Origin of the sequence: Tersicoccus solisilvae, assembly GCF_014643255.1 — a bacterium.
Taxonomy (GTDB): domain Bacteria; phylum Actinomycetota; class Actinomycetes; order Actinomycetales; family Micrococcaceae; genus Tersicoccus; species Tersicoccus solisilvae.
The window spans coordinates 1-13,810 of the sequence record NZ_BMJI01000034.1 but is presented as its reverse complement, the minus strand read 5'-3'; the positions used below and the strand labels follow the sequence as shown (position 1 = coordinate 13,810).

Genomic DNA, 13,810 nt, shown 5'->3' with positions numbered 1-13,810 from the left:
CGCCGTCACCACCCCCGGCGAGGTGGCGCCGACGGCCGCTGCCGGTGATCCGCTGGCCCGCCGCCCCGCGGATCGGCAGGCGCGCCCCCGGGGCCGGCACGCCGACGCCGCCGGCGTCGACCGCCTGGTCGGCCACGACGGCGAACCGATGCCGCTGACCACCGAGCTGCCGCGCATCGGACCGCGCCAGGCCACGACCATCGAGGCGCGCATCCTCGGGGGCGGCCACACCCTCAACCGGCGGCAGATCGCCCGGGAGGCCGGGGTGTCGCTGAAGTGGGCGCGCCAGCTGTGGCGGGCCATGGGCTTCGCCAACGTCAGCGAGTCCGCCGTCGCCTTCACCGAGCGGGACCTGCACGCGCTGCGGACGGCCACCGGCCTCGTCCAGGACGGGACGATGAGCGAGGAGGCGGCGATCTCCATCGCCCGCGCCTTCGGCCAGATGACGGACCGGATGGTGATCTGGCAGATCGAGGCGATCGTGGAGGACATGGTGGTTCGGCTCGGCATCTCGGACACGGAGGCCCGCGAGCGGCTGATCGAGGAACTGCCCGCGATGATCGAGCCGCTGCAGGAGCTGCTCAGCTACGCGTGGCGCCGGCAGCTCAACGAGGGCGTGCAGCGACTTGCCGTGCGGACGGAGTCCCAGCGCCGGTGGGCCAGCGGCGGCCGGCACCCGGCGCGCGGCGAGACCGAGCTGCCCATCGCCCGGGCCGTCGGGTTCGCCGACCTGGTCTCCTACACGTCGCTGTCCCGCCGGATGAACGAGCACACCCTGGCCAGCCTCGTCACCACCTTCGAGGCCCGGTGCGCGGAGATCATCTCCGTCGGCGGTGGCCGGATGATCAAGACCATCGGCGACGAGGTGCTCTACATCGCCGACACCCCGCAGGCGGGCGCGGACATCGCGCTCGCCCTGTCCACCCGGTTCGCCTCGGACCCGGACATGCCCGCCACGCGAGGCGCCGTGGTCTGGGGCCGGATCCTGCCCCGCCTCGGCGACATCTACGGTCCGACCGTGAACATGGCCTCGCGCCTGACCTCGATCGCGGACGTGGGCACGGTGCTGACCGACCAGCCGACGGCGCGGATGCTCGCGGGCAACGAGCGCTTCGTGCTGACGCCGCAGGAGAGCGCCAACCTGCGCGGTTTCGGTGAGGTGCACCCGGTGCTGCTGACCCGGGGCGAGGGGTCCGGCCTCGTCCTCGACTGACCTCCCCGGCCGGGCGGCGGCGAGTACCGCTACCATGGGACGCGCCGGGCCACACGGGGAAGTGCCCGGCGGACGTGTCGCAGGGGGACGTACGTGAAGTTGCTCGCCGGGTTCCGGGGTCGTGCCGCGCGCCGACGCCGCGCCGTCGTCTCCACGATCACCCTCGCCGTCGTCACCGCCGTCCTCGTCGCCGGTGCCGTCCTCCACCCCGGCTTCACGACCGCCGACGTGGACCTGCACGACGGCGGTGTGTGGGTCACCAACTCCTCCCGCAATCTCGTGGGGCACCTGAACTACCAGTCCAAGCTGCTCGACGGCGGCGTCGTCGCGGGCAGCCCCGACTTCGACGTGCTGCAGGCCGGCGCCCGGGTGCTGGTCAGCGACGCGGACCGCTCCGCGCTCACCCCGCTCGACCCGGCGTCGGTGGCCCTGGGCGCGGATCAGAAGATCCCCGGCGACGCCCGGCTCTCCTTCGGCACCACGGTCGTCGCCATCGCCGACCCGCAGGCCGGAACGGTGTGGGCCGTGCCGGCGGACCGGCTCGGCAGCTTCGACCCGGACGGCACGACCCCGGTGATCGAGAAGGCGCGCGGCGTCGTCGCGGCCGTCGGCACCGACGACACGGTGCACGTGGCCGACGTCGCCGGCAGGAAGCTGCTCGCCCTGCACGTCGACGACCAGGGCGAGGTCACCGACCGGCAGGAGTCCGGCCTGGACGGACTGACCGCCGCGGACACCCTGCAGGTCAGCGCCGTGGGAGAGAAGCCCGTCCTGTTCGACGCCGCCACCGGCACCCTGCACCTGCCCGGCGGACGCACCGCCACCGTCCCCGATGGGCGCAACGGCAAGCTCCAGCTGCCCAGCGCGGGAAAGAACGGTGCCGGCAACGACGGTGCCGGCGAGGACACCGTCGTCGTCGCCACCGGCAAGGACTTGGTGCGGCAGCCGCTCGACGGCGGCGAGCCGACCCGGACGGCCAATCCCGTTGCCGGCACCCCCGCCGCACCCGTCCAGCTGGCCGGCTGCGTGCACGCCGCGTGGGCCGGCTCCGGCCAGTACGTGCGCGAGTGCGCGAACGGCGCGGACTCGATGCGCCGCGACATCCCGTCCCTGGCGGCCCGCGCCGACCTGCAGTTCCGGGTCAACCGGGACGTGGTGGTCCTCAACGACGTCGCCGCCGGCAACACCTGGCTCGTGCAGCAGGACATGGAGCTGGTGAACAACTGGCAGGACATCATCCCGCCCCCGGACGTCGCCGACGAGGCCAAGGACGACTCGCACGACGAGTCGGTCGAGCGGGCGCTGCCGGACCGGACCAAGCCCAACCGGCCGCCGGTGGCCGCCAACGACACGTTCGGGGTGCGGCCGGGCCGGACCACCACGCTGCCGATCATGGACAACGACTCCGACCCCGACGGCGACGTGCTCACCGCGTCCGTCGCCGGCCAGGGGCCGGACCTGGGCACCGTGCAACCGATCTACGACAGCACCGGTCTGCAGATCGCCGTGCCGGACGGTGCCCGGGGCACCGGCGTGTTCCGCTACGCCGCCGCCGACGGGCGCGGCAAGACGGCGACGGCCACCGTCCGGGTCGCGGTCCGGGGGCCGGACGAGAACGGCGCACCGCGGCCCAAGCGGCCCGCCGACCCGACCACCATCCCCGTCCAGCAGGGCAGGTCGGTGAACCAGAACATCCTCTCCGACTGGACGGACCCCGACGGGGACGACCTGTTCCTCGTCAGCGCCGCGCCGACGAAGGACGGGGACCGGGTGCGCGCCCGGCCGGACGGGCTGCTGACCTACCAGGACGTGGACAAGTCCTCGGGGAAGAAGGAGGTCGCGATCGTCGTCTCCGACGGCCGCACCACCACCGAGGGCACCGTGATCATGGACGTCAAGCCGACGTCGGCGCTCGCGCCGGTCGCGACGCCGGACCACATCACCGTGCGGGCGGGGGAGTCCGCCACCGTCGCCCCGCTGAAGAACGACCTCGACCCCGCCGGCGGCACCCTGCGGATGCCCAAGGTCAACGCCGTCCCGGGCACCACGGTCACCCCGAACTACGAGGCCGGCACCTTCGCCTTTCGCGCGAACGCGCCGGGCACCTACTACCTCGAATACCTCGCCAACAACGGGCCCAAGAGCACCGTCGGCCTGGTCCGGGCCGACGTCGTGCCCTCCACGGCCGAGGGCGGCCCCGTGGCGGTGCGCGACACGGCGCTGCTGCCGGCCCACCAGGATGTGCTCGTCGACGTGCTCGGCAACGACTCCGACCCGGCCGGCGGCGTGCTCGTCGTCCAGTCCGTCTCCGCGACGGCGTCCTCCCCGGTCAGCGTGGCCATCGTCGACCACAACGTGCTGCGGATCGCCGACGTGCGCGGCATCACCGCCCCCGTGACCGTGTCCTACACGATCTCCAACGGCACCCAGACCGCGACCGGCGAGGTCAACGTCGTCCCCGTCGCCCCGCCCGCGAAGCTGCAGCCGCCCGAGGCCGCGCCCGACGAGGTGACCGTGCGGGTGGGCGACGTCGCCACCATTCCCGTGCTCGGCAACGACAAGCACCCGCAGAACGACGCCCTGCACCTGGACCCCAAGCTCACGCAGGTGCCCGACCCCGCGGTCGGCCGCACCTGGGTCGCGCAGGACACCGTCCGGTTCCTCGCCGCGGACACCCCGGGCTCCTACCGGGCCATCTACAACGTCGTCGACAGCCGCGGGCAGAAGGACTCCGCCCAGGTCACCATCCGGGTCAAGGCCCGCGACGACGAGCACAACGGCCGACCGCAGCCGAAGAACCTGACCGCGCGGGTGCTCGCCGGGGGCACCATCCGCATCCCCGTGCCCCTGGACGGCGTCGACCCCGAGGGCGACTCGGTGCGGATCTCCGACGTCGACCGGGCGCCCGCCAAGGGCACCGCGATCCTCGGCGCCGACTACATCGACTACACGGCCGCCGGCAGCGCCACCGGCACCGACTCCTTCACCTACGAGGTGCGGGACCGGCTCGGGGCCCGCGCGACGGCGTCGGTGCTGGTCGGGGTGGCCCCACCGACGAAGACCAACCAGGTGCCGGTGCCCGTGGCCGACGCCGTCAGCGTCCGGCCCGGCCGGCAGGTGGCGGTCGACGCGATCCACAACGACAACGACCCCGACGGGGACCAGCTCGCCCTGGTCGAGAACGGCCTCGAGGCGCCCGACGGGGTGGCTGCGCAGGTGCGGCGCGGGAAGGTCGTGCTCACGGCGCCGGCGACCGAGGGGCCCGTCGCGGTCCGGTACGCCGTGCGCGACTCCCGCGGCGCCCGCGCGGTCGGCACCATCCGGCTCGACGTCTCCGCGACCGCCCCGCTGGTCGCCCCCGTGGCCCAGGACGACCGGGTCGAGGTCGCCGCGACGATGGGCAAGAACACCGTGCAGGTGCCCGTGCTGGACAACGACGCCGACCCGGACGGCATCGCCGACGCCCTCGACGTGTCCTTCCCGGGGAACGTCGCGGGCGTCGGGTTCGCCGAGGGGAAGGCGGCCGTGCCGCTGGCCGAGGCGGAGCAGCTCGTCCCGTACACCGTCACGGACGTCGACGGGCAGACCGGCACCGCCCTGATCTGGGTGCCCGGCCGCGCCGACCAGTACCCGACCCTGGTGAGCCGGAAGGCGAAGGAGGTCACCGCCGGGCAGCGGATCGACATCGACCTCGCCCGAGAGGTGCGGGTGCGCGACGGGCGGACCGTGCGGATCACCGAGGTGTCCGGCGTCAAGGCCATCGGCGCCGCCCCCGGCGATCTCGTCGTCGACGAGAACACCCTGCGCTACCAGGCCGCCGACGACTTCTACGGCCCCGGCTCCGTGACCTTCGAGGTCACCGACGGGTCGGGCCCCGACGACCCCGAGGGCCGTACGTCAACGCTGACCATCATGATCGGCGTCCTGCCCAAACCGGCCGAGAACCACCCCCCGACGTTCGCCGGCGGGTCCATGACGGTCGCCCAGGCCGAGCCGGCCGCCGAGTTCGACCTCGCCCCGGCGGCGACCGACGTCGACGCCGGCGACAAGGACCGGCTCCGGTACACGCTCGAGGGGACCCGGCCGGACGACCTGATCGTCAGCCTCGAGGGCAGCCGGCTGAAGGTCTCCGCGAAGGACTCGGCGGTCAAGAACACCGCCGTCCCGATCCAGGTCGCCGTCACGGACGGCCGGTCCGACCCGGTCACCGGCACGGTCACCGTCGCCGTCGTCTCCTCCTCGCGGCCGCTGGCCGTGGTGAACGACGACGTGGTCCCGGACGCCCGCGCCGGCAGCCCCACGACGGTCGACGTGCTCACCAACGACGTCAGCCCCTTCCCGGGCAGCCCCCTGAGCATCGTCGACGTCGTGCGGGAGACGGGCCCGGGCACGGTCACGGTGTCCGGTTCGCGCCTGACGGTCACCCCGCAGCGGGACTTCGCCGGGACGATGGTGGTCCGCTACACCGTCAGCGACCGGACCGGCGACGCCGACCGCCAGGTCGACGGCGCGGTGCGGCTGACGGTCAAGGCCCGGCCCGACGCCCCGTCGACGCCGCGCGCCGTCGAGACCCGCAGCCACACCGTGGTGCTGAACTGGGCGCCGCCGAGCGACAACGGCTCGCCGATCACCGGCTACACCGTCACCGGCACGGGCGGCTTCCGGCAGCAGTGCGCCAGCACCACGTGCACGCTCGCCGGGCTGGTCAACGACCGCGAGTACACGTTCGCGGTGACCGCGCGGAACGCCGTCGGCGAGTCCGACGCCTCGCCGACCTCGGGCGTCTCCCGTCCGGACCAGCGGCCCGACCAGCCGGCCGCGCCGCGGCTGCGGTTCGGCGACGGCCGGCTCGACGTGGCCTGGACGCCACCCCACGTCGACGGGTCCCCGGTGAGCAGCTACGACCTCGAGATCTCGCCGGCGCCGCCCAGCGGCGCCGTCCAGCGGCCCGGCCTCACCACCACGGCCTACACCTGGACCGGGCTGAGCAACGGCACCGCCTACCAGGTGCGGGTCCGGGCCCACAACAAGGCCAAGGACCCCTCCGACTTCAGCGGGTTCTCCGCGTCCGAGGTCCCGGCCGGCCGGCCGGGCGCCCCGGCGTCGGTGACCACCCAGCGGGTCTCCTCGGTCGGCAGCCAGAACCAGATCGCCGTCTCCTGGGCCGCCGCCGCGCCGAACGGCGACCCCATCGAGTCGTACACGCTGAGCGTGCTGCGGGGCGGTTCGACCGTGCAGACGATCCCGGTCAGCGGGGGCCGCACCGCCCAGACCGTGACGGTGCCCAACGCCGAGGCGGACTACACCTTCCGGGTGGTCGCGAAGAACAAGGCCGGCACCGGTGCGGTCAGCGCTCCGTCTGCGCCCCGCCGCGCCTTCGGCGCCCCGCAGGCGGTGTCGTCGGTCGCGCTCAGCCCCGCCAACACCGACACCACCGGTGGCCAGGTGCGGGTCGACTTCACCCCGTTGACCCCGGCGCAGCGCAACGGCGCCCAGGCCGGCGAGGTCAGCTACCGGTTCTCGGCCAGCACCGGGCAGTCCGGCGCCATCCGGCCCGGCCAGGTGCTCAGCGGCTTCGCCAACGGGCAGGCGACCACGGTGACCGTGGTCGCCGAGTCCAACGCCAACGGCGCCCGCTACACCAGCCCCGGCCGGGCCTCGAACAGCACCCGACCCCACGGGCGGCCGGGCACGCCCGCCACGTCGGGCAGCAACGGCACCCGGGACACCCGGTCCGACGGCACCCGGCACCGCGCCACCGTGCGCTGGTCCCCGCCCGGCAACGCCGACGTCGCCCGGCTCGAGGTGCGCGTCGACGGTGGCGGCTGGGAGAACGTCGGGACGGCCGCGGGCAGCCGCACCTTCACCGACCACAACCGGGACCACCGGGTGGACGTGCGCGCCGTCAACTCCGTGGGCACGGCGGGATCGATCGCCACCACGTCCGTGCGCACGGGGGACACGGCACCGCCGCCCCCGCCCCCGCCGCCCGTCCCCGAGAAGACGAGGGTGCAGGTGGAGAAGTCCACCAACAACTCGTGCACGCAGGCCCCCGGCGAGCCGGACAACTTCACCGACAACCCGGCCACGTGCGACGGCGTCCGCAGCAACGGCGCGCCCAACCCGCCCGGCAAGTGGATCTCGTGGGCGGACGGACCCGTGTCCGTGGACCGCTGCGGCAGCCCCTTCGGCGGCCAGAACGCCTGGTATCACATGACCAGCGGCCCCCACGACGGCCGCTGGGTGAAGGCCGCGACGGTGGACCACGTCTCCGGCCCGCGGATCGCCTGCACGGGACTCGACTGACCGTCGGGCCCTCGCCCACCACCTCCCATCCCCGCAACCGAAGGAACCGACGCACCCATGAGCATGACCGCCGAGCAGGCCGAGTGGTTCGCCCAGACCGTCACCCGCCTCGTGGACAACGTGGGGGAGGCGGTGCTCGGCAAGGAGCGGGTGATCCGATTGACGGTGACCGCGCTGCTGGCCGAGGGGCACGTCCTGTTCGAGGACGCCCCGGGCACGGGTAAGACGTCGTTGGCCCGCGCCCTGGCGGCCACGGTGCAGGGCTCCCACTCCCGGATCCAGTTCACCCCGGACCTGCTGCCCGGTGACGTCACCGGGGTGACGATCTACGACCAGAAGACCCAGGCCTTCGAGTTCCACCGCGGCCCGGTGTTCGCGACCATCGTGCTGGCCGACGAGATCAACCGGGCTTCGCCGAAGACCCAGTCCGCGCTGCTGGAGGTGATGGAGGAGTCCCGGGTCACCGTCGACGGCACCACGCACGACGTCGGGCGTCCCTTCATGGTCCTCGCCACCCAGAACCCCATCGAGCAGGCGGGCACCTACCGGCTGCCCGAGGCGCAGTTGGACCGGTTCCTGATCAAGACGTCCATCGGCTACCCCGACGCCGCGGCCACCGTCCGGCTGCTCTCCGGCGCCACGGTGCGGGATCGCTCCGCGGCGCTCGACCCGGTCATCACGACGAAGGCGCTACGCGAGATGGCGGACCTGGCCACCACCGTCCACGTCGAGGACGCCGTCCTCGAGTACGTCGCCGTCCTCGCCGAGCGGACCCGGCAGGCGGCGCAGACCCGGCTCGGGGTCAGCGTGCGTGGGGCCATGGCCATGGTCCGGGCCGCGAAGGTGTGGGCCGCCGCCGACGGCCGGCCGTACGTGCTGCCCGACGACATCAAGGAACTCGCCCCCGCCGTGTGGACCCACCGGTTCGTGCTCGACCCGGAGGCCGAGTTCTCCGGGGCCACCGCCGAGGAGGTGCTCGCCGAGGTGATCGCCGCGGTCCCGGCGCCGCAGCACCGGGCGGGCGTGCCCGGATGACGAGCCGGACCATCAGCCGGACGACGGACCGGGCGACGGCGCGCGCCACCGGTGCCGGCCCCGGTGCCGTCGGCGCCGCGCTGCGCGCGACGGCGCGCGGACTGGCCGACCGCGTGGGCCGGCACCCCTGGTACGGACGGGCGAGCACCGGCGCCCACGCGGCCGGGCGGATGGCCGGCCGGGTCGATCGCCGGTGGGTGCGGCCCGTGCTCGGCGTCGTCGGCCCTCTCGGCCGGCTCCTGCTCGCCGTCGTCGTCGGGCTCGCCGTCCTCGGCCTCACCCTGGGCTGGCAGGAGGCGGGGGTCGGGGCAGTCTTCGGTGCCCTGCTGCTGCTGATCGCGGTCGGCTTCGTGCTCGGCCGCTCCGCGTACGACGTCGACCTGGACCTGACCCGCACCCGGGTGGCCGTGGGCGACCGAGCCGTGGGCGCCGTCGGCGTCGCCTCCGCCGCCGCCCGGCCGCTGCGTCCCGCGTCCCTCGAGCTGCCGGTCGGCGCCGCGACCGCCGCGTTCTCCCTGCCGCGGCTGGCGCCGGGCGAGCGCTACGAGGACGTGTTCACCATCCCCACCACGCGCCGCACCGTGCTGACCGTCGGCCCCGTCCGGTCCGTCCGCGCCGACCCCCTGCACCTGCTGCGACGGGAGGTGCGGTGGACGGACCCCGTCGAGTTGTACGTCCATCCCCGCACGGTGGCGCTCGGCGCCTCCACACCGGGGTTCATCCGGGACCTCGAAGGGCTGCCCACCCGGGACCTGGCCAACACCGACGTCTCCTTCCACGCCCTGCGCGACTACCAGCCGGGCGACGACCGCCGGCACATCCACTGGCGCTCCACGGCGCGCACCGGCACCCTGATGGTCCGCCAGTTCGAGCAGACCCGCCGCTCCCACATCGGCATCGGCCTGTCCACCGAGGTCGGCGAGTACGACGGCGAGGCGGACCTCGAGCTGGCGATCTCCGTCGCCGCCTCGATCGGCCTGCAGGCCGCCCGCGAGCAGCGCAACCTCGACATCATCACCCCGGCCGGCCCGCTGCGCACCCGCACCGCTCGCACCCTCCTGGACGACCTCACCCGCGTGAGCGGCAGCACCGGCGTGCCCGCCGTCGAGCTCGCCCGCACCACCGCCGAGACGCTGCCCAACGCGTCGGTGATCTTCTTCGTCCTCGGCATGCACGTCCCCGCCACGGACCTGCGCCGGGCGGCCGCCTGGGTGCCGGTCGGCATCCGCACCCTCGCGATCCGCTGCGGCGCCGGCGTCCCCGCGGCCCGGGCGACCATCGGCGACCTGGTGGTGCTCACGGTCGGCTCCCTGGACGAGCTCGGGTCCGTGCTGCGGCGGGCGGCGGCATGAGCAGCGCGACGCCGGGACGGCGGCGCGGCCCCGCGGCGCTCCTCGCTCCGGGTGCCGCCCTGCGCCCGGCCGTGCTCGACGCGGTGGCCCTCGGTGCGCTGCTATGGCTGGCGGCCCTGGGGTTCGAGACCACGTTCGGCTCCCACCCGCGGTTCTTCGTCAGCGTGGGCGGCGCCCTCGTGCTCGGCCTGGCGATCGCCGCGGCGGGCGCCCGCTGGCGCCTCGGGGAACCGTGGATGATCGGTCTGGCCGTCGTCGGCTACCTCGTGGCCGGGCCGGGGCTGGCCGCCCCGGTCGAGGCCGGCGCCGGGGTGCTGCCCACGCCGGACGCGTGGCGGGTGCTCGTGTTCGGCGTCGTCCAGTCCTGGAAGGACGTGCTCACCGTGGCCCCGCCGGTCGGCGTCGCCCGCGGCATGCTCGTGGTCCCGTTCCTGTGCGTGTACCTCGGGGCGATCACGGCCGGCACGCTCGCCTGGCGGGTGCGCCGGGCGGTCTGGGCGCTGCTGCCGGTGGCCGTCGTCGTCGTCGCCGCGGCAGCGCTCGGCGCGGACACGACGTCCTGGCCGGTGCTGCGCGGGGTGGCCGTCGTGCTCGTCGCCGTCGCCTGGCTCGCCTGGCGGCGGGAGGCCGGGCGGCGCGCCGCTGCCGCCACCGTGTCCGCGGCCGAACCCGGCCTGCTCGGGGAGGTGGCCCGGGCCGGCCGCCGTCGCCGGCTGGTGGGCGGCGTCGCCGTCCTGGCCGGTGCCGGGCTGCTGACCGCCGGCATCGCCCCCGCCCTGGCGCCCGCGGCGGAGCGCACCGTCGTCCGGGACGCGCTCGTGCCCCCGCTGGACCTGCACCAGTACCCGAGCCCGCTGATGAGCTTCCGGCAGTACGTCAAGGACCGCAAGGACGACGTGCTGTTCACCGTGCAGGGGCTGCCGAAGGGGGAGAGGGTCCGGCTCGCGGCCATGGACGCCTACAACGGGGTGGTCTACGACGTCGACGACGCGTCCTCGGGCGCGTTCGCCCCGGTCGGGGACACCGGCGCGCTCGACGCCGCCCGCGCCGGGACCGGCGCCGACGGACGCCGGGCGACGCTGCGCTTCACCATCGGGGACTTCTCCTCCCCGTGGCTGCCCGGCAGCGGCCGGATCCGCGGGGCGGCGTTCGACGGCCCCCGCGGTTCGGCGATCGGCCAGTCCCTCTTCTCCAACGCCGACTCCGGCACGGCGCTGACCACCAGCGGCGTCCGGCACGGCGACAGCTACACCCTCGACGTCGACTACCCCGAGACCTACAGCCACGACCAGCTCGCCCCCCTCGGGTTCGCCGATGTCGCCCTGCCGGACCCGGCGAACGTGCCCGAGGCCGTCGCCGCCCGCGCCGGCGACCTGGCCGGCACGGGGAACGCCGCGGTGGACCGGGTGCGCGGCCTCGAGCAGGGCCTGGCGAAGTACGGTTACTTCAGCCACGGTCTCGAGGGGCAGACCCGGTCCCTCTCCGGGCACGGCGCCGCCCGGATCGAGGCGCTGCTCGGGGCGAAGACCATGGTCGGCGACGACGAGCAGTACGCCGTGGCGATGGCGCTGATGGCCCGCAACCTCGGCATCCCCGCCCGGGTGGTGATGGGCTTCTCCCCGGACTGGAACGCCGTGAAGGATCCCGCCGGGCCGATCCGGATCACCGGCAACGACGTGCACGCGTGGGTCGAGATCAAGTTCGAGCGGGCCGGGTGGGTCCCGTTCAACCCGACGCCGGAGGAGAACAAGGAGCCGCTGCCGCCGCCCAAGCAGCCCCTCGCCAAGCCGAAGCCTCAGGTGCTCCAGCCCCCGCCGCCGCCGCAGGAGCCGGCCGAGGTGCCGCCGGAGTCCGACCCGGATGCGCTGAACACCGACGAGAACAAGCAGAACACCCACCAGGAGTGGGGGCCGCTGCTGGCCATCGCCCTGACCGTCGCGATCCCGCTCGTCGTCCTCCTCGCCCCCCTGCTGCTGATCGCGGCGCTGAAGGCGCGCCGCTACCGGCGACGGCGCCGCGACGGCGCGCCGGTGCAGCGGATCAGCGGCGGGTGGAGCGAGGTGCTCAGCCTCGCCGCGGACCTCGGCACCCGGGTCCCGGCCGGGGCGACACGCCGGGAGCACGCCGCCACCGTCGCCGGCGCGTTCCCGTTCGCCGCGACCGGCACGACGACACTCGCCCGGCGCGCCGACGCCGCGGTGTTCGCCGGGGGCGAGCCGACCGAGGACCAGATCGCCGACTACTGGAGCCAGGTGGACGCGTCCCTGGCCGGCATCCGCGGCTCGGTCCCGCGTGGCCGCCGCTGGCGGGCCCGGTTCTCCCTGCGCTCGCTCCGGGAGGACGGCCGGCAACGCCGGCAGCGGCGTCGCGCGCTCCGGGCCACGGCCCGGGCCGCGGCCGCCCAGCGCCGGGCCGACGGGGCGCCGGGACCGTCACGGGGCGCCGTGGACACGGGCGGGGACCGATCCCCGGCTAGGATGACGGACGATGAGTGAGACGACCACGGCCGAGGACGCCGACGGCACCGTGCGCATCGTCTCCGGCTTCACGACGGATCGCGGACTGCGCCGGGAACTGAACGAGGACTCGCTGATCGTCACGGACACCCTGTTCGCCGTGGCGGACGGCATGGGCGGGCACGAGGCCGGGGAGGTCGCCAGCGGGGTCTGCGTGCGCACCCTCGGCGCGTCCGAGCTGTTGAACGGTTCCGGACCGGTGCGCGGCGCCGACCGCGAGATCACCGCCGCCGACGTCCAGGAGCTGCTGGAACAGGCGGATGCGGCGATCCGCGAGGAGACCGACTCCCGAGCCGGCACCACCCTCACCGGGGTCGTGCTCACCCACGAGGCGGGCCGGCCGTACTGGCTGTTCTTCAACGTCGGAGACTCCCGCAGCTACCGGCTCTACCAGCACCGGCTGCGGCAGATCAGCGTCGACCACTCCGAGGTGCAGGAACTCGTCGATCTGGGGCACATCACCCCCGAGGAGGCGCTCGTCCACCCGCGTCGGCACGTGGTCACCCGTGCCCTGGGCACCGGCGTGGACATCGCCGCCGACTTCTGGCTGCTACCGGTCGAACCCGGGGAGCGGATCCTGCTGTGCTCCGACGGGTTGACCGTGGAGGTGCCGGACGAGGCCATCGCCCGGGTGCTCGACGCCGTGCCGGACCCGCAGACCGCCGCCGACGCGCTGGTGCGCGCCGCGCTGGCCGCCGGAGGCCGGGACAACATCACCGTGGTCGTGATCGACGCCGTGGGCGCCGGCGCGGCCGAGGACGCCGACCACACGACGGCGCCGCGCTCGCCCGACGACATGGACGAGGACACGCTGCCGCGGCGCGGCGGCAACGGATCGACCGCCGTTCCGCCGACGGGTGAGCCGCCGCGACCGACCGGGGACCGGCCGAGCCGATGACGGCGGCGCGCTACCGGCCCGGCGACTGGACCCTGCTGGCCCAGTTGCCGTCCGCCGGTGACGCCGCCGGGGCCGTGGTGCTGCTGCCGCCGGGCACCACCGGCGACGTGAGCGCCCGGGCCTGGGACGCCCTCACCGTCGACTCCGGGACCGGCGGCCTGCCCGTCGGCGATCCCACCACGATCGGGGCCTTCGCCGGAGCCGTGCTCGGCGCCGCCGACGGCATCGTGCTGCGGATCGCCGGCACCACGGTGACGCCCGCCGTCCGCGGCGGCGGCACGGTCGCCGTCGCCGGGGAGCACGGCGAGCGGCACTGGGTGGACGGGACGGCGTCGGAGATCGTCGCCGACGCGCACGCCGTGACCGTGCGCACCGGCACCGGCACCGGCGACCCCGCGGACGGGCCCGGCGCCGTGTGGCTGCCCCTGCGCGCCGGCATCGTCGCCGTCGACGCGTTCCGCCTCACCCTGCGCGACCCGCGTCCGGCGCC

7 protein-coding genes are annotated in these 13,810 nt (G+C 74.9%); all 7 read left to right on the top strand.

Annotated elements, in window-relative coordinates; translation table 11 throughout:
- Positions 1-148 precede the first annotated feature (148 nt).
- Positions 149-1,213 (top strand): adenylate/guanylate cyclase domain-containing protein, encoded by a 1,065-nt coding sequence (locus IEX22_RS15065; RefSeq protein ID WP_188669221.1) that lies wholly within the window; start codon positions 149-151, stop codon positions 1,211-1,213.
- Positions 1,214-1,306: 93 nt separating this feature from the next.
- A complete protein-coding gene (locus IEX22_RS15060; RefSeq protein ID WP_188669220.1) occupies positions 1,307-7,519 on the top strand; it encodes an Ig-like domain-containing protein in 6,213 nt (2,070 codons plus the stop codon).
- A 57-nt stretch (positions 7,520-7,576) separates the two neighbouring features.
- Positions 7,577-8,554: an AAA family ATPase gene (locus IEX22_RS15055; protein ID WP_188669219.1), complete on the top strand. Its 978-nt coding sequence runs from the start codon at positions 7,577-7,579 to the stop codon at positions 8,552-8,554.
- Positions 8,551-9,906 carry a DUF58 domain-containing protein gene (locus IEX22_RS15050; RefSeq protein WP_188669218.1) on the top strand — a complete coding sequence of 452 codons (1,356 nt, stop codon included), beginning with the start codon at positions 8,551-8,553 and terminating at the stop codon, positions 9,904-9,906. Before IEX22_RS15055 ends, IEX22_RS15050 begins: the two co-directional genes overlap by 4 nt.
- On the top strand, positions 9,903-12,401 hold the full coding sequence (locus IEX22_RS15045; protein ID WP_188669217.1) for a DUF4129 domain-containing transglutaminase family protein: 2,499 nt from the start codon (positions 9,903-9,905) through the stop codon (positions 12,399-12,401). The genes IEX22_RS15050 and IEX22_RS15045 overlap by 4 nt, the downstream gene beginning before the upstream one ends.
- Complete coding sequence (locus IEX22_RS15040) at positions 12,394-13,320, top strand: PP2C family protein-serine/threonine phosphatase (protein ID WP_188669216.1); 927 nt, start codon at positions 12,394-12,396, stop codon at positions 13,318-13,320. The genes IEX22_RS15045 and IEX22_RS15040 overlap by 8 nt, the downstream gene beginning before the upstream one ends.
- A partial coding sequence (locus tag IEX22_RS15035) for a hypothetical protein (protein WP_229660090.1) occupies positions 13,317-13,810 on the top strand: 494 nt, incomplete at its 3' end. The genes IEX22_RS15040 and IEX22_RS15035, both read left to right, overlap by 4 nt.

Excerpts from the sequence above, each read along its gene's own strand:
- IEX22_RS15065 (WP_188669221.1), top strand. The coding sequence starts at position 149 with ATGCCGCTGACCACCGAGCTGCCGCGCATCGGACCGCGCCAGGCCACG.
- IEX22_RS15055 (WP_188669219.1), top strand. The coding sequence starts at position 7,577 with ATGAGCATGACCGCCGAGCAGGCCGAGTGGTTCGCCCAGACCGTCACC.
- IEX22_RS15050 (WP_188669218.1), top strand. The coding sequence starts at position 8,551 with ATGACGAGCCGGACCATCAGCCGGACGACGGACCGGGCGACGGCGCGC.
- IEX22_RS15045 (WP_188669217.1), top strand. The coding sequence starts at position 9,903 with ATGAGCAGCGCGACGCCGGGACGGCGGCGCGGCCCCGCGGCGCTCCTC.
- IEX22_RS15040 (WP_188669216.1), top strand. The coding sequence starts at position 12,394 with ATGAGTGAGACGACCACGGCCGAGGACGCCGACGGCACCGTGCGCATC.